The following is a 15,897-nucleotide window of genomic DNA, read 5'->3' as shown; positions in this document are numbered from 1 at the left end:
TGGCCGCATGTCCGCGATCCGTCTTCTCGTGCTCGGCGCGGTCCGCCAGCACGGGCGGGCCCACGGCTACCAGGTGCGGGGCGACCTGGAGTACTGGGGCGCGCACGAGTGGTCCAACGCCAAGCCCGGCTCGATCTACCACGCGCTCAAACAGATGGCGAAGCAAGGGCTGCTGCACGCGCACGAGGTCGCGCCGTCCACGGCCGGCGGCCCGCCGCGCACGGAGTACGAGATCACCGACCGGGGCACCGAGGAGTTCTTCCGGCTGCTGCGTGAGGCGCTGACCTCGTACGACCAGAAGATGGACGTCAAGTCGGCCTCCATCGGCTTCATCGTCGAGCTGCCGCGCGCCGAGGCGGTGGCGCTCCTGAAGGAACGGATCCGGCGGATCGAGGAGTGGCGGGGGGCCGTCACCGAGCACTACATCCCCGAGGGCGGCCCCGAACAGCTCGGCCACATCGGCGAGATCATGAACCTCTGGGGCCACACGGCCGACGCCGAGGCCCAGTGGACCCAGGGGCTGATCGGGCGCATCGAGAGCGGGGCGTACACGTTCGCGGGGGAGGGCGCGCCGTTCGTCGGCGTCCTCGCCGAGGGTGAGGAGAACCCGTATGCGACCGGGGAGCGGCATCCGGGAGACACGCGCTGAGCGTCCCTTTGCCCGGAGGTCGGCTGTCCGCCGGGTCGGGGAGCCGGGGCCCGTATGGGCGGCCGTCGTATGGCCGTTGGGGCTGCTCGCGGTGTTCTTTCCACTGGCGGTGCGGAGGTTCGCGCGCCTGAGCAGCCGGTGGGCTAGTGGTGGAAGCCGGTGGCCGCCTTCTTGTCCCGGGTCAGGGGGTACGGCTGCCGGCGCAGCTCCGGCAGCAGCCGCGTCAGGTCCTCCACGAACAGGTCGGCCAGATCGGCGGAGAAGCCGTTGCGGCACACCACCCGCAGCACGGACAGGTCCTCGCGGTTCGGCGGGAAGGTGTACGCGGGCAGCAGCCAGCCGCTCTCGCGCATCCGCCGGGACACGTCGAAGACGTCGTACGCCTCGACGCCGGGCGCGGTGGTGAAGGCGAACACGGGCAGCTCGTCGCCCCTGGTCAGGAGCCGGAAGTCGTCGAGCGCCGCCACCCGTTCGGCGATGCCCTTGGCCACGTCACGCGTGGTCTGCTGCACGGCCCGGTAGCCCTCCCGGCCAAGGCGCAGGAACGTGTAGTACTGCGCGACCACCTGCGCGCCGGGCCGCGAGAAGTTGAGGGCGAAGGTCGGCATGTCGCCGCCCAGGTAGTTGACGCGGAAGACGAGCTCCTCGGGTAGCGCCTCCTTGTCGCGCCACAGCGCCCAGCCGACGCCCGGGTAGACCAGCCCGTACTTGTGCCCCGAGGTGTTGATGGACGCCACGCGCGGGAGGCGGAAGTCCCACACCAGGTCCTCGTCGAGGAAGGGCGCGACCATGCCGCCGGACGCCCCGTCCACGTGGACCGGGATGTCGAGACCCGTGCGCTCCTGGAGCGCGTCCAGCGCCGCGCAGAGGTCCGCGATGGGCTCGTACGAGCCGTCGAAGGTGGAGCCGAGGATGCCGACGACCCCGATGGTGTTCTCGTCGCAGAGGGCGGCCGCGGCCTCGGGATCGAGGTGGAAGCGCTCGCCCTCCATGGGGACCAGACGGGGCTCCACCTCCCAGAAGTTGCAGAACTTGTCCCAGCAGACCTGGACGTTGACGCCCATGACGAGGTTGGGGCGGGCCCCCGGGACGGGATTCCGCTTGCTCCAGCGCCGCTTGAGCGCCATCCCGGCGAGCATGCACGCCTCGCTCGAACCGGTCGTCGAACAGCCCACCGCCGCCGACGGATCCGGCGCGTTCCACAGGTCGGCGAGCATCGCCACACAGCGCCGCTCCAGCTCCGCGGTGCGCGGGTACTCATCCTTGTCGATCATGTTCTTGTCCCGGCACTCCGCCATCAGCACGCCGGCCTGCGGCTCCATCCAGGTGGTGACGAACGTGGCGAGATTCAGCCGTGAGTTGCCGTCCAGCATCAGCTCGTCGTGCACCAGCTGGTACGCCGTCATCGATGGCAGCGGAGCGTCCGGCAGCCGGTGCTTGGGCGGCGCCTCGGTCATGCCGCCGACCGGATCAGCCTCCCCGAAGAAGGGGTTGACCGAAACCGGGCGCTCGTCGGGCTTCTGGGAACCTTTGTGGAGCGGCATGGACGACTCCTCGTGTCATGTCGAGAACGGGTGCCGGCGGACCGGAGTTCCACCGCCGCGCAGTCGCATCCGGAATGCCCAGGACGCCCACGGTGACACCGGGCGCAGGGTGAACGGCCGGTAAGAGGCCGAACGGCGGGCCCGCGCCCACGCCCACAACGACAGCGGGGAGGATCAACGGCGCCACAGGCCCACCGTAAGCGGGCAGAACGGGCGTGACATCCGGAAGGATCCGCTCAGGAATCCGGCTTGCACCTCACGTGACGTGAGGGCCCACCGTGGAGCGTGTACCGAGAAGGGAGCGGACGAAGTGAGCCACCCGACAGGACAGGACGGCTACTCCGTGGGACAGGTCGCGGGGTTCGCCGGCGTCACGGTGCGCACGCTGCACCACTACGACGACATCGGCCTGCTCGTCCCGAGCGAGCGCAGCCACGCGGGCCACCGGCGCTACAGCGAGGCCGACCTCGACCGGCTGCAGCAGATCCTGTTCTACCGGGAGCTCGGCTTCCCGCTCGAGGAGGTCGCCGCCCTGCTCGACGACCCGGCCGCGGACCCGCGCGCACACCTGCGCCGCCAGCACGAGCTGCTGACCGCCCGGATCGAGAAGCTGCAGAAGATGGCGGCGGCCGTGGAGCACGCCATGGAGGCACGCAAGATGGGCATCAATCTCACCCCCGAGGAGCGGTTCGAGGTGTTCGGGGACAAGGACCCCGAGCAGTACCGCGAGGAGACGGAGGCGCGCTGGGGCAACACGGAGGCGTACGCCGAGTCGCAGCGCCGTGCCGCCACCTACACCAAGGAGGACTGGAAGCGCATCCGGGCCGAGGTCGACGACTGGGGCCGCCGGTACGCCGCCCTGGTGGCCGCCGGGGAGCAGCCCACCGGTGAGGCCGCCATGGACCTGGCCGAGGAACACCGGCAGCACATCACCAGGTACTACTTCGAGGTCCCGTACGAGATGCACCGGTGCTTCGGGCAGATGTACGTCTCCGACGAGCGGTTCAAGGCGTTCTACGACTCCATGGGCCCGGGCCTCGCGGTACACCTCAGGGACGCCATCGAGGCGAACGCGTCCCGCCGCACCTCGTAGCCCTCCCGGCCCGGGGGACCGCTCCCGGGCCGGGGGACCTCACAGCTTTGTGCCAGTGCGCGCACAGTGCATCCTGGAGTCACCGGTGGAACCTGGGGCGGACACCTTGCGTTGATAGCTTTGGGCGCCCGCACAAGGACGCCGTCCTTCCTTCACCCCTTCAGGAGCCCGGAACCGTGACGACGCTTGCCCTCGGCCCGAGCTGGCTGGATCCGAACTACCTCCTCGACACGTTCGGCATCTGGGGCCTGCTCCTCATCGTCTTCGCGGAGTCCGGCCTGCTCATCGGCTTCTTCCTGCCGGGCGACTCGCTGCTGTTCACCACCGGTCTGCTGATCACGACCAACCAGCTGAACTTCCCGCTCTGGGCCGCCATCGCCCTGATCTGCCTCGCCGCGGTCCTGGGCGACCAGGCGGGCTACATGTTCGGCAAGAAGGTCGGCCCGTCGCTCTTCAACCGCCCCGACTCCCGCCTCTTCAAGCAGGAGAACGTGGTCAAGGCCCACGAGTTCTTCGAGAAGTACGGCCCGAAGTCCCTGGTCCTGGCCCGTTTCGTGCCCGTCGTGCGCACGTTCACGCCGATCATCGCGGGCGTCAGCGGCATGAAGTACCGCTCGTTCGTGGTCTTCAACGTCATCGGCGGCGTCCTCTGGGGCGCCGGAGTCACCCTGCTCGGCTCCTGGCTCGGCAAGATCGAATTCGTCAACAAGAACATCGAAGCGATCCTCATCCTGATCGTCCTCGTCTCGGTGATCCCGATCATCATCGAGTACCTGCGCGCCCGCTCCAAGGCGAAGAAGAACCCCGAGGCACCGGCTCCGGCCCAGCACCAGCAGGCGGCCCCCGTCATGGACGACGCGACGACCCAGCTCCGTCGCATCCCCCCGACCGACGACCAGGGCTACCACCACCAGCAGTACCAGCAGCAGCCGCAGCAGCAGCCGTACTACCCGGACGAGCAGTACGCCCAGCAGTACCCGTACCAGCAGGACCAGTACGGCAACCAGCAGAACCAGCAGTACCCGTACAACCAGGGTTACTGAAGCGGCCTAGAGGGGCTCAGAACCCACGCGTCCGCTTCGCAGCCCGCCGCCCCGCGGCAGAAGCCCCGCCGGGAACCCGCAGGAACAACCGCGAGATCTCCGACCCCAGATTGACCCCGATCGCAATGGCCATGGCCAAGGAAGCCGCCGTGGCCAGCGACACCAGCCCCTTGTCGACGTTGTTCTGAGCGATCGACAGCAACCCGAAGTACGTCGAGGACCCCGGCAGCAACGGCCCGATCGCCGCCGTCGTGTACGGCAACGCGGAAGCGAACCGGTACCGCGACAACAACTGCCCGAACAACCCCACCAGCCCGGCCGCAACAGCCGTGGAGGCGACCGGCGACAACTCGCCGGGATAGCGCAGCGCGCCGTACACGCACCAGGCGACGCCCCCGTTGAGCGTCACCCACAGCACGGTCGACCGCTCCTGCTGCAGCAACACGGCGAAGGTCAGAGAAAGCAGCATCGACGCCCCGATCTGCCACCCCGGCCGTTCGGCGATGCGCACAGCCGCTTCGGGGTTGAGCTTGGCGCCGAGGTTCACCCCGAAATACAGCACCACCAGCACACCCACGACGATGCCGACGAACAGATACATGACCTCGAGCAGCCGCGCCGACGCGGTGATGTAGAACCCGGTCAGCCCGTCCTGCACGGCCGCCACCAGCGCCCGCCCCGGCAGCAGCGCGAACAGCCCACCGGTGATGACCGCGGACGCCTTCACGTCGACGCCTGCGACGGTCAGCGCGATCCCGATGGCGGCCGGCGGCATCGCGGCGACCGTGAACTGGTAGAACTCCGGCAGCCCGCGCCCCGCGCACAGCCAGGCCAGCCGGTCGCCGAGCATCGCGCCGAGCATGGCCGCGATGAAGACGATCCAGTCACCGCCGACCAGCACGGATGCCGCGCCGGCGAGCAGTCCGCTCGCCCCGGTCAGCACCCACCCCGGATAGGGGTGCCGGTTGCGGCGGATCTCGGCGAGCCGCCGGTAGGCCTCCTCCAGCGAGATGGTGGTCTCCGGGTCGCTGAGGTCGTCCACCAGATGGAACACGGCCGCCAGCCGTGTGTAGTCGGTGGCCCGGCGGCGCACCGTCCGTGACGCCGTCACGGGGTCGTCGACCAGGGACGGCTGGTACGAGATCGACAGCAGGGTGAAGGTGACGTTCGGCTCGCAGCGGTCGAGGCCGTAGGACCGGCAGACCGCGAACATCGCGGCCTCCACGTCCTCCGCGCCCTCACCGCCGGCGAGCAGCAGCTCGCCGATACGCAGGGTCAGGTCGAGGACGCGCGGGACGGCCGGACCGCCCTCCTCCGCCTTCGGGCCCGGCTCCGGAGCGGGCCGCTCGGCCACCGGCATCCGCAGCATCGTGCGCATCCGGTCCTGCCAGGGCACGTCCTTGGTGAGGCTGACCACGGGTATGCCGGTCGCCGGTGTGAACGCGGCCGGGGCGTGGTGGGCGCTGTAGGTGCTCGGCGTGCTGAACGCCGACCCCTCGGGCTCGGCGCCGGGCGGCTGCGGGACGTCCAGGCCGTCGGGGACGGCGAACTCGGACGTGGTCTCCGCTTCGACTCCGACCCTGGGGGCGGTGAAGCCCGCAGGAATGGCGAACTCCGAGGTGATCTCGGGATCGAACGTGCCCCTGGCCTCGTCCGACTGCGGCTTGCGGTCCTCCGCCTCCGTCACTTGAGTAACGCTCCCTGTACGACGCGTGCAGCTACGCCAGTATGCGCACAGAAACACGAACGGGCCGCACGCGTGCGCGTACGGCCCGTTGGACGACTGAAGGCTCAGTGGCCGCCCTGCTCCTTGAACCGCTTGTAGGAGCGCTCGATCTCGATCTCGGCGTCCGTACGGCCCACCCAGTTGGCGCCCTCGACGGACTTGCCGGGCTCCAGGTCCTTGTAGACCTCGAAGAAGTGCTGGATCTCCAGGCGGTCGAACTCCGACACGTGGTGAATGTCACGCAGGTGCTCGACGCGCGGGTCCGTCGCCGGCACGCACAGCAGCTTGTCGTCGCCGCCGGCCTCGTCCGTCATCCGGAACATGCCGATCGCACGGCACTTGATCAGGCAGCCCGGGAAGGTCGGCTCGTCAAGAATGACCAGCGCGTCCAGCGGGTCGCCGTCCTCGCCGAGGGTGTTCTCGACGAAGCCGTAGTCGGTCGGGTAGGCGGTCGAGGTGAAGAGTCGACGGTCCAGGCGGATCCGACCGGTCTCGTGGTCCACCTCGTACTTGTTCCGCGAACCCTTCGGGATCTCGATCGTGACGTCGAACTCCACCGGTGGCTCCTCCATGATCAGCACATAGTTCTGGTGGTTAAGTGTCCCTCACGCAGGTGTGTGATCGCGAAAGGGGCTGGTGGTCGTGCCAGAGCTGAGGCCGTGGCGGGCCGCGAGGCCGCATGTGGTGCGGGCCGCGAACGCCGTACGACCGCGTCTGGCACGGGCCGCAGGGACCGTGCGTCCGAAGCTCGAACGAGCCGCGGCAGCTGCGAAACCACAGCTCGCACGGGTACGGCCCGCCCGTATCAGCTGGCCGAAGACCGTCAGGACCTGGCAGTACACCGCGGGCGCCGCCACCGCCGGTGTGACGCTGGCCGTCGCCGTGGCGACCGCCGCCGGCCCCTGGGACTCCACCGGTCAGCGTACGGCCGAGGCGGACCGCGCAGCCGCCCTGGACCGTACGGGTGGCGCAGATCACGGGCGTAACCCCGATTCGGGCGAGGCCGGGGCCCCGCGCCCCGCCCCCAGCGCCGTCTCCGTCCTGACCGGCCTGGGCGCCGCCATGAGCACCGTGAAGTCGGCCCCGACCGGTCCGGCTCTCTCCGGCGTCCTGGGGCCCCTGCTGGAGGACGCGGCGCTCGGCACCCGGCACACCGCCGCGGTGGTCGACGTCGCCACCGGAAAGCGCCTCTACGGCACCGGCGCCGACACCGCCATGACCCCCGCCTCCGTGACGAAGATCGCCACGGCGGTCGCCGCGCTGTCGACGCTGGGCGCCGACCACCGCCTGACCACCCGCGCGGCCCTGGAACCCGACACCAAGGAGCTCGTCCTGGTCGGCGGCGGCGACCCGACCCTGACGGCGCACCAGGACGCCGAGGGCTGGGCGAGCCTGCGGGACCTGGCCGACCGGACGGCTGCCGCCCTCGACAAACGCGGCATCAAGCAGGTCACGCTCTCCTACGACACCACTCTGTACACCGGGCCCGAACTCCATCCCATCGGCGTCAACGTCAACCTTGCCCCCGTGAGCGCCCTGATGGCCGACGAGGGCCGCACGGACGACTCGACCAGCGGCCCCGTCGTGCGCGTGACGGACCCCGCGGCGGACGCGGCCCGCACGTTCGGCTCGTTCCTCGCCGGCCACGGCATCAGGACCACGTCGCCCGGCCCGTCCAAGGCGACGACCCGCGCCGAGAACCTCGCCGCGGTCTCGTCGCCCCCGCTCTCGTCCCTGGTCGAGCGCATGCTGACCAACAGCGACAACGACATCGCGGAGGCCCTGGCCCGTCAGACGGCCGCCGCGTCGGGGGAGCCCGCGAGCTTCGGCGGCGGCGCGTCCGCGATCGGCCGCGCACTGAACAAGCTCGAACTGCCCCTCAAGGGCGCCGAGTTCCACGACGGCAGCGGCCTCGACCGGGACGACCGGCTCACGGCCGACCTGCTCACCGCCCTGCTGGTGAAGGCCGGCGACCCCGCCCACCCCGAACTCCGCCCGGTCCTGACGGGCCTTCCGGTGGCCGGTTTCACGGGCACCCTGACCAGCCGCTACACGGGGGGCGCGGCAGGAGTCGTACGAGCGAAGACAGGCACCCTGACGGGCGTGAACACCCTCGCCGGCACGGTCGTGGACCAGGACGGCCGCCTGCTGGCGTTCGCCTTCCTGGCCTCGAACACGACCAACGCCCTGGAGGCCCAGTCCGCCCTGGACCGCACGGCCACGGCGCTGGCGGCCTGCGGCTGCAGCTAGCTGTTCCGCACCGCTGTGGGCACGGGTGCCGGCATCCGCGGCCTGCCCCAAGCGGGAACGCTCACGTACGGTTGACGCATGACGAGCATCGGTGGTGCTGCTTCTTCTCAGATGGTCGACTGGAATCTCGCGGTGGCGACCGCGACCCGGCTCGTGCGGCCGGGCCCCGACGTGAGCCGCGACGAGGCCCGGGCCGTCGTCGCGGAACTGCGCCGGCACGCCAAGGCCTCGGAGGAACACGTCCGGGGCTTCACTCGTATGGGCACCGAGGAGACCCACGACACCCCGATCCTGGTCGTCGACCGCCCCGGCTGGGTCCGGGCGAACGTCGCGGGCTTCCGGGAGATCCTCAAGCCGCTGCTGGAGAAGATGCAGGAGCGGCGCGGCAACAGCCCCGGCGGCGCGGTCCTCGGAGCGGTCGGCGGCAAGGTCACCGGCGTCGAGCTGGGCATGCTGCTGTCGTTCCTGGCCTCCCGTGTGCTGGGCCAGTACGAGACCTTCGCCCCGGCCACCCGCGAGCTTCCCGCGGGGGAGAACGGCGGCGGCCGGCTGCTGCTCGTCGCCCCCAACATCGTGCACGTGGAGCGCGAACTCGACGTACAGCCCCACGACTTCCGCCTCTGGGTCTGTCTGCACGAGGAGACGCACCGCACCCAGTTCAGCGCGGTGCCCTGGCTGCGCGACCACCTCGAGGGCGAAATCCAGTCTTTCTTGGGGGAGACCGACGTCGATCCCATGACCGTGCTCGAGCGCATCCGGGAAGCCGCGCAGTCGCTCGCCGGCGGGCGCCCCGAGGGCGAGGAGGACGACGGCGGGCGGTCCTTCGTCGAGATCGTGCAGACCCCGGCGCAGCGGGAGATCCTCGGCCGTCTCACCGCCGTGATGTCGCTCCTGGAGGGCCACGCCGACTTCGTGATGGACGGGGTGGGTCCGGACGTCGTGCCGTCCGTCGCCGAGATCCGTGAGAAGTTCCAGCAGCGCCGCGCGAAGGGCGCCTCCCGACTGGACATGGCCCTGCGCAAGCTGCTGGGTCTGGATGCCAAACTCAGGCAGTACCGCGACGGCGAACGCTTCGTGCGGGCCGTCGTGGACCAGGTCGGCATGGACGGCTTCAACCGTGTGTGGACGTCCCCCAACACCCTGCCCACCAAGGCGGAGATCGCCAAACCGGCGGACTGGGTCGCGCGGGTGCACCGCAAGAGTGAGTCGTGAACCCCGTGGGAAGGTCGTGAAACGAATCCGGCCGACGGCAGGCGAACGCCCCTCCAATCACCCGTCCGAGGGACCGTGAGCAATGGGTAGGCGTGCGATGCTCGGGGAACGGCCCGGTTCTGTCACCATCTACACACTCTGAGTGACCGACCTCGGGCTCACCCCCCGAAAACTTCATGAAGGGAACCGGACATGGGTCCCCATCCTGCGGTCGCGGCGATACGCCTGGCGGTCCGCCGCGTCCTCCACGACATCCTCAACGGCCATCAGGCCACCTCCGAGGCCCCCGCGCCCTCGGAACAGGCTCCGCACGAGCGCCCCTCCCCGCCGCTCGTGCTCGTCGCATGCTCCGGCGGCGCCGACTCCATGGCCCTCGCCTCCGCCCTCGCCTTCGAGGCCCCCAAACTCGGCGTCCGGGCCGGCGGCATCACCGTCGACCACGGGCTGCAGCCCGGCTCCGATCTGCGCGCCGACGAAGTCGCCCTGCGGCTGCGCGAACTGGGCCTCGATCCGGTGGATTCCGTCGCCGTGACCGTGGGCCGCGCGGGCGGCCCCGAAGCCGCCGCCCGCGACGCCAGGTACGCCGCACTCGACGCCGCAGCGCTCCGCCACGGCGCCACCGCGATCCTGCTCGGCCACACCCGCGACGACCAGGCCGAAACCGTCCTGCTCGGCCTCGCCCGCGGCTCGGGCATCCGCTCCCTGTCCGGAATGGCCGCGGTCTCGGGGGCCGACGGCCGTTACCGCCGCCCCTTCCTCCAGCTCGACCGGCAGACCGCCCGCAAGGCCTGCATGGTCCAGTCGCTCCCCGTCTGGGACGACCCCCACAACGCGGATCCCGCATACACCCGCTCCCGGCTGCGCCACGAAGGCCTGCCGGCCCTCGAGAAGGCGCTCGGCAAGGGCGTCGTCGAGGCCCTCGCCCGCACCGCCCAGCTCTCCCGCGACGACGCCGACGCCCTCGACGCCTGGGCCGGCCAGGCAGAGGCCTCCGTACGCGACGCCGCGGGCCTCCTGGAGTGCGCCAAGCTCTACGCCCTGCCGCCCGCCGTGCGCCGCCGCGTCCTGCGCCGCGCGGCCATCGAGGCCGGGGCTCCCGCCGGTTCGCTGTTCGCCCGCCACATCGAGGAACTCGACCGGCTGATCACCGGCTGGCGAGGCCAGGGGGCCATCAATCTCCCGGGCAAAGTCGTCGCCCAGCGCCAGGGTGGCAGACTGGTGATTCGGCAAGGCTGAAACCTTGCCCCCCTTTGGGGGGTGATGGGCGGCCGGTGGGACGACCGAAAGTGATGCGGGTGGACGCGAAAGACATGGGCACCGACCTCAAGCAGGTGCTCATCACCAAGGAAGAGATCGACGCGAAGCTGGCCGAGCTGGCCGCGAAGATCGACGCGGAGTACGCGGGCAAGGACCTGCTCATCGTCGGCGTCCTCAAGGGCGCGGTGATGGTCATGGCCGACCTCGCCCGGGCGCTGTCCACCCCCCTCACCATGGACTGGATGGCCGTGTCGTCGTACGGCGCGGGCACCCAGTCCTCCGGTGTGGTGCGGATCCTCAAGGACCTCGACACCGACATCAAGGGCAAGCACGTCCTGATCGTCGAGGACATCATCGACTCCGGCCTGACCCTGTCCTGGCTGCTGTCCAACCTCGGCTCCCGCGAGCCCGAGTCGCTCAAGGTCTGCACCCTGCTGCGCAAGCCGGACGCCGCCAAGGTCGCCATCGACGTCGAATGGGTCGGCTTCGACATCCCGAACGAGTTCGTCGTGGGCTACGGCCTCGACTACGCCGAGAAGTACCGCAACCTCCCGTTCGTCGGTACGCTCGCGCCCCACGTCTACGGCGGCTGAGCCAGCAGGGCCGTCTTTGTAGGACGATCGGGAACCCCAGCGGGTTTCGCGCCGTTGGAGCATGCAGACGGGTTTGCCAGCCGTCCCGTGCGGCTTCGCGCGACAATGCTGGGGTACCGTCAGAAGAACTGTCTTATCAAACTCACTATGGCAGGAGGGACGGGGCGACACCGCTCCGTATGGATGGACGTGAAGCGATACTTCCGTGGGCCGGTCATGTGGATCGTGCTGGCCGTCCTTGCCGTGGTCGTGTTGATGCAGGTCGTCGGCTCGTCCGGCGGCTACAAGACGGTGGACACCGGCCAGGTCGTGGCAGCGATCAACAACAACAAGGTGGAGAGCGTCAAGCTCACCACCGGTGACGAGCAGACCGTCAAGGCTCAGCTCAAAGATGGTTTCAAGGTCGAGGGCAGCTCGAAGATCCAGGCGAGCTACATCGGCGACCAGGGCGTGAACCTCGCCAACACGCTGCAGACCAAGTACCAGGACAAGCAGATCCCGGACGGCTACACGGTTTCGCCGTCCAAGCAGAACCCCTTCCTGGGCATCCTGCTCTCCCTGCTCCCCTTCGTCCTGATCGTGGTCGTCTTCCTGTTCCTGATGAATCAGATGCAGGGCGGCGGCTCCCGGGTCATGAACTTCGGCAAGTCCAAGGCCAAGCTCATCACCAAGGACACCCCCAAGACGACGTTCTCGGACGTCGCGGGCTGTGACGAGGCCGTCGAGGAGCTCCACGAGATCAAGGAGTTCCTGCAGGAGCCGGCGAAGTTCCAGGCCGTCGGCGCCAAGATCCCCAAGGGCGTGCTGCTCTACGGCCGTCCCGGTACCGGCAAGACGCTGCTCGCGCGTGCCGTCGCCGGCGAGGCGGGGGTCCCCTTCTACTCGATCTCCGGTTCCGACTTCGTCGAGATGTTCGTCGGTGTCGGTGCCTCCCGGGTCCGTGACCTGTTCGAGCAGGCCAAGGCGAACGCCCCGGCGATCGTCTTCGTCGACGAGATCGACGCGGTCGGCCGCCACCGCGGCGCCGGCCTCGGCGGCGGTCACGACGAGCGCGAGCAGACGCTGAACCAGCTGCTCGTCGAGATGGACGGCTTCGACGTCAAGGGCGGTGTGATTCTCATCGCTGCGACGAACCGCCCGGACATCCTCGACCCGGCGCTGCTGCGTCCCGGTCGCTTCGACCGCCAGATCGCGGTCGACCCGCCGGACCTGCAGGGCCGTCTGGAGATCCTCAAGGTCCACCAGAAGGGCAAGCCGGTCGCTCCGGACGTCGACCTCGCGGCCGTCGCCCGCCGTACGCCGGGCTTCACCGGCGCCGACCTGAGCAACGTGCTCAACGAGGCCGCGCTGCTCACCGCCCGCAGCGACAAGAAGCTGATCGACAACTCCATGCTGGACGAGGCGATCGACCGCGTGGTGGCGGGCCCGCAGAAGCGGACCCGGATCATGTCGGACAAGGAGAAGAAGATCACCGCGTACCACGAGGGCGGTCACGCCCTGGTCGCGGCGGCCTCCCCGAACTCCGACCCGGTCCACAAGATCACGATCCTGTCGAGAGGCCGTGCCCTCGGCTACACGATGGTCCTGCCGGACGAGGACAAGTACTCCACGACCCGCAACGAGATGCTGGACCAGCTGGCCTACATGCTGGGCGGCCGCGCGGCCGAGGAGCTCGTCTTCCACGACCCGACCACGGGCGCCGCGAACGACATCGAGAAGGCCACCGCCACGGCCCGCGCGATGGTCACGCAGTACGGCATGACCGAGCGGCTCGGCGCCATCAAGTTCGGCGGCGACAACACCGAGCCGTTCCTCGGACGTGAGATGGCTCACCAGCGCGACTACTCGGAAGAGGTCGCCGCGCTGGTGGACGAGGAAGTCAAGAAGCTCATCGAGAACGCGCACAACGAGGCCTGGGAGATCCTGGTCGAGAACCGTGACGTCCTCGACAACCTCGTCCTGCAGCTGCTGGAGAAGGAGACGCTGGGCAAGGAGGAGATCGCCGAGATCTTCTCCGCCATCGTCAAGCGCCCGGCCAGGCCCGCCTGGACCGGCTCCTCCCGCCGCACGCCGTCCACCCGCCCGCCGGTGCTCTCCCCGAAGGAGCTCGCACTGACGAACGGCGCCAACGGCGCGACCCCGGCGATCAGCACCGCCAAGTCGACGGCGACGGAGTCCGCCCCGGCGATCGAGACGGCCCCGGAGGACCGCCCGGAGAGCTGACCACCGCTCTCCCGGCGCCCACATCGGCCCGGAATGAATGCCGCACCCCCCAGGTTCTAGCCTGGGGGGTGCGGCATTTCAGCCAGGTCGCAGATGAACCGCGTGGCCCACACGCGTGACCCGCACAGGAACGAGGCACCCCATGACCGACCCCGTCACGCTCAACGGCGAGGGCTCGATCGGCGAGTTCGACGAGAAGCGCGCCGAGAACGCCATACGCGAACTGCTGATCGCGGTCGGCGAGGACCCTGACCGGGAGGGCCTGAAGGAGACGCCGGCACGGGTGGCGCGGGCGTATCGGGAGATCTTCGCGGGGCTCTGGCAGAAGCCCGAGGACGTGCTGACGACGACGTTCGACCTGGGGCACGACGAGATGGTGCTCGTGAAGGACATCGAGGTGCTGAGCTCCTGCGAGCACCATCTGGTGCCCTTCGTCGGAGTGGCCCACGTCGGTTACATTCCGTCCGTCGACGGCAAGATCACGGGCCTTTCGAAGCTGGCCCGGCTGGTGGACGTCTATGCCCGCCGGCCTCAGGTGCAGGAACGACTCACCACGCAGATCGCCGACTCGCTGATGAAGATCCTGGAGCCGCGCGGGGTGATCGTCGTCGTCGAGTGCGAGCACATGTGCATGTCGATGCGGGGTGTCCGCAAGCCCGGGGCGAAGACCATAACGTCGGCCGTGCGCGGCCAGCTGCGAGACTCCGCCACCCGCAACGAGGCGATGAGCCTGATCATGGCGCGCTGACGCCGGACGGGCGGATACGGCCTCAGGCCGCCGACGCCGCCCCGTTGTTGTGCTCGTCGTCCTCCGGGAGTCTGCACACGCGCTCCAGGAAGATGGCCGCCACTATCACCGCGATGCCCGCCACGACCGAGAAGCCGGCGTAGATGGCCTGGTCGCGCCGGGCCGGGATGTCCAGGAGCTCCAGGAGGAAGACGCCCGTGCCGCCGTACATGCCGGCGACCAGGGCGGCGACCAGGGCGCTGGCCTGACCGAAGACGACCGCCCGGGCCGCCATCAGCGGGTCGACGCCCTTGGCCTCGGGACGGCGCTCGCGCTGGGCCTTGAAACGGCCGCGCAGGGAGAGCGCCGTGGCCAGCAGGACCACAGCGATCAGGGCGAGGACGATGGGGGCGGCGAGGGGGACGCTGGGGAGGGTCCCGATCGAGTTCCAGAGGCGGGCGCCCGCCCAGGACAGGATTCCGGCCACGACGAAAACGCCGACCAGCACCCTGATGCGCAGCTCTCTCACGGTGTCCCTTCAGCTCCCCCGGGTCCTGCGGACCGTCCCGCGGACTGTGGTCTTCCCGACCTTGCCGTCCTGACCTTAACGACTACTCGGGCAGGTGGAGTTCCAGGTCCTTGCGTGGTGTCACGCCCTCGCGGGTGACGGCGTCGAGGAGAGCGGCGACCGCGCCGCGGCCGGGCAGCTGCGCCTCCGGCTCCATGTCGTGCCAGGGGGCGAGGACGAACGCCCGCTCGTGGGCGCGCGGGTGGGGCAGCGTGAGGTGCGGGTCGTCGTCGATGACGTCGGCGTACGCGACGATGTCGACGTCGAGGGTGCGCGCGCCCCAGCGCTCGTCCCGTACCCGGTGGAAGGCCTCCTCGACCGCGTGCGCGCGCTCCAGCAGCGAGGACGGCGGCAGGGTGGTCTTCAGGACGACGACCGCGTTGAAGTACGAGGGCTGGCTGCCGGGCTCGACTCCCCACGGCTCCGTCTCGTACACCGGGGAGACGGCCTTGATGCGGACGCCCGGGGTGTCCTCCAGGGCGTCGATGGCGCCCTGGAGGGTCTCCAGGCGGTTGCCCAGGTTCGCGCCGAGGGAGATCACCGCCCGTTTCGGATTGTGGAGCGTCGTGTCGGCGGCGTCCACCTGCGCCACGACGGAGGCGGGTACCGGCTGTACGGTCGGGTCGCTCGAACCCGTGGCGAAGGACGCGGTCATACTCGGCTCCGGGTGATGGTGACGGTCACGTCGTCGAAGGGGACCGTGATCGGGGCGTCCGGCTTGTGGACGCAGACCTCGACCTCCTGGACCCCGTCGTGCTTCAGACAGGCCTGGGCGATGCGCTCGGCGAGCGTCTCGATGAGGTTGACGGGCTCGCCCTCGACGACGGCCACGACCTCCTCCGCCACGATGCCGTAGTGCACGGTCTTCGCCAGGTCGTCGTCGGCGGCGGCCGGGCGGGTGTCCAGGCCGAGGACGAGGTCCACGATGAAGGTCTGGCCCTCCTCGCGCTCCTTGGGGAACACCCCGTGGTGCCCGCGGGCCCTGAGGCCGCGCAGCGCGACACGATCCACG

Annotated in this window: 15 protein-coding genes and 1 pseudogene; 10 read left to right on the top strand and 6 right to left on the bottom strand. The window is 69.9% G+C overall.

Annotated features, from left to right (window positions below; translation table 11 throughout):
• Positions 1-7: 7 nt before the first annotated feature.
• Positions 8-649 (top strand): PadR family transcriptional regulator, encoded by a 642-nt coding sequence (locus ACFY1U_RS47740; protein ID WP_390700366.1) that lies wholly within the window; start codon positions 8-10, stop codon positions 647-649.
• Between the two features lie 37 nt (positions 650-686).
• Positions 687-782 (top strand): annotated as a pseudogene (locus tag ACFY1U_RS47735) (ABC transporter permease); the annotation flags it as partial.
• Positions 783-792: 10 nt separating this feature from the next.
• Here the strand turns inward: ACFY1U_RS47735 and ACFY1U_RS47730 are convergent.
• The gene (locus tag ACFY1U_RS47730) at positions 793-2,193 is read right to left on the bottom strand and encodes a glutamate decarboxylase (RefSeq protein WP_390700365.1); all 1,401 of its coding nucleotides are present in this window, start codon (positions 2,191-2,193) and stop codon (positions 793-795) included.
• Positions 2,194-2,503: 310 nt separating this feature from the next.
• On the opposite strand from ACFY1U_RS47730, the gene ACFY1U_RS47725 reads away from it, so the two are divergent.
• Entirely contained in the window at positions 2,504-3,286 is a 783-nt protein-coding gene (locus ACFY1U_RS47725) for a MerR family transcriptional regulator (protein ID WP_390700364.1), read from the top strand.
• 176 nt (positions 3,287-3,462) lie between these two features.
• Positions 3,463-4,329, top strand: a complete 867-nt coding sequence (locus ACFY1U_RS47720) for a DedA family protein (RefSeq protein WP_390700363.1) — start codon at positions 3,463-3,465, stop codon at positions 4,327-4,329.
• Positions 4,330-4,345: 16 nt separating this feature from the next.
• On the opposite strand, the gene ACFY1U_RS47715 is transcribed toward ACFY1U_RS47720, so the two are convergent.
• Complete coding sequence (locus ACFY1U_RS47715; protein ID WP_390700362.1) at positions 4,346-6,016, bottom strand: threonine/serine exporter ThrE family protein; 1,671 nt, start codon at positions 6,014-6,016, stop codon at positions 4,346-4,348.
• Positions 6,017-6,120: 104 nt separating this feature from the next.
• On the bottom strand, positions 6,121-6,612 hold the full coding sequence (locus tag ACFY1U_RS47710) for an inorganic diphosphatase (RefSeq protein ID WP_010044289.1): 492 nt from the start codon (positions 6,610-6,612) through the stop codon (positions 6,121-6,123).
• 79 nt (positions 6,613-6,691) lie between these two features.
• Here ACFY1U_RS47710 and dacB point away from each other — a divergent pair, with 79 nt between their 5' ends.
• The 6 genes from dacB to folE all read left to right on the top strand — a co-directional run bounded on the left by dacB (position 6,692) and on the right by folE (position 14,338).
• The gene (dacB, locus tag ACFY1U_RS47705) at positions 6,692-8,305 is read left to right on the top strand and encodes a D-alanyl-D-alanine carboxypeptidase/D-alanyl-D-alanine-endopeptidase (RefSeq protein ID WP_390700361.1); all 1,614 of its coding nucleotides are present in this window, start codon (positions 6,692-6,694) and stop codon (positions 8,303-8,305) included.
• Between the two features lie 78 nt (positions 8,306-8,383).
• Positions 8,384-9,517 (top strand): zinc-dependent metalloprotease, encoded by a 1,134-nt coding sequence (locus tag ACFY1U_RS47700; RefSeq protein WP_390700360.1) that lies wholly within the window; start codon positions 8,384-8,386, stop codon positions 9,515-9,517.
• Between the two features lie 192 nt (positions 9,518-9,709).
• Positions 9,710-10,753 (top strand): tRNA lysidine(34) synthetase TilS, encoded by a 1,044-nt coding sequence (tilS, locus tag ACFY1U_RS47695; protein WP_390700359.1) that lies wholly within the window; start codon positions 9,710-9,712, stop codon positions 10,751-10,753.
• A 53-nt stretch (positions 10,754-10,806) separates the two neighbouring features.
• Positions 10,807-11,367 (top strand): hypoxanthine phosphoribosyltransferase, encoded by a 561-nt coding sequence (gene hpt / locus ACFY1U_RS47690; RefSeq protein WP_390700417.1) that lies wholly within the window; start codon positions 10,807-10,809, stop codon positions 11,365-11,367.
• Between the two features lie 183 nt (positions 11,368-11,550).
• Positions 11,551-13,590, top strand: coding sequence for an ATP-dependent zinc metalloprotease FtsH (gene ftsH, locus ACFY1U_RS47685; protein WP_390700358.1), 2,040 nt, complete (start codon positions 11,551-11,553; stop codon positions 13,588-13,590).
• 142 nt (positions 13,591-13,732) lie between these two features.
• Positions 13,733-14,338, top strand: coding sequence for a GTP cyclohydrolase I FolE (gene folE, locus ACFY1U_RS47680; RefSeq protein ID WP_390700357.1), 606 nt, complete (start codon positions 13,733-13,735; stop codon positions 14,336-14,338).
• Positions 14,339-14,360: 22 nt separating this feature from the next.
• Here folE and ACFY1U_RS47675 read toward each other — a convergent pair whose 3' ends face one another.
• The 3 genes from ACFY1U_RS47675 to folB all read right to left on the bottom strand — a co-directional run bounded on the left by ACFY1U_RS47675 (position 14,361) and on the right by folB (position 15,896).
• Complete coding sequence (locus ACFY1U_RS47675) at positions 14,361-14,846, bottom strand: DUF3180 domain-containing protein (RefSeq protein ID WP_390700356.1); 486 nt, start codon at positions 14,844-14,846, stop codon at positions 14,361-14,363.
• An 82-nt stretch (positions 14,847-14,928) separates the two neighbouring features.
• Positions 14,929-15,540, bottom strand: coding sequence for a 2-amino-4-hydroxy-6-hydroxymethyldihydropteridine diphosphokinase (gene folK / locus ACFY1U_RS47670; protein WP_266958512.1), 612 nt, complete (start codon positions 15,538-15,540; stop codon positions 14,929-14,931).
• Positions 15,537-15,896 (bottom strand): dihydroneopterin aldolase, encoded by a 360-nt coding sequence (folB, locus tag ACFY1U_RS47665; protein WP_390700355.1) that lies wholly within the window; start codon positions 15,894-15,896, stop codon positions 15,537-15,539. Before folB ends, folK begins: the two co-directional genes overlap by 4 nt.
• Position 15,897 lies beyond the last annotated feature (1 nt).

It is taken from the genome of Streptomyces sp. NPDC001351 (assembly GCF_042896045.1).
In the GTDB taxonomy this organism is placed as follows: Bacteria; Actinomycetota; Actinomycetes; order Streptomycetales; family Streptomycetaceae; genus Streptomyces.
This window is presented reverse-complemented; position numbering and strand designations above follow the sequence as displayed.

Coding starts and splice junctions, on each gene's coding strand:
- ACFY1U_RS47740 (WP_390700366.1), top strand. CDS start 8: ATGTCCGCGATCCGTCTTCTCGTGCTCGGCGCGGTCCGCCAGCACGGG.
- ACFY1U_RS47730 (WP_390700365.1), bottom strand. CDS start 2,193: ATGCCGCTCCACAAAGGTTCCCAGAAGCCCGACGAGCGCCCGGTTTCG.
- ACFY1U_RS47700 (WP_390700360.1), top strand. CDS start 8,384: ATGACGAGCATCGGTGGTGCTGCTTCTTCTCAGATGGTCGACTGGAAT.
- tilS (WP_390700359.1), top strand. CDS start 9,710: ATGGGTCCCCATCCTGCGGTCGCGGCGATACGCCTGGCGGTCCGCCGC.
- hpt (WP_390700417.1), top strand. CDS start 10,807: ATGCGGGTGGACGCGAAAGACATGGGCACCGACCTCAAGCAGGTGCTC.
- ftsH (WP_390700358.1), top strand. CDS start 11,551: ATGGACGTGAAGCGATACTTCCGTGGGCCGGTCATGTGGATCGTGCTG.
- folE (WP_390700357.1), top strand. CDS start 13,733: ATGACCGACCCCGTCACGCTCAACGGCGAGGGCTCGATCGGCGAGTTC.
- folK (WP_266958512.1), bottom strand. CDS start 15,540: ATGACCGCGTCCTTCGCCACGGGTTCGAGCGACCCGACCGTACAGCCG.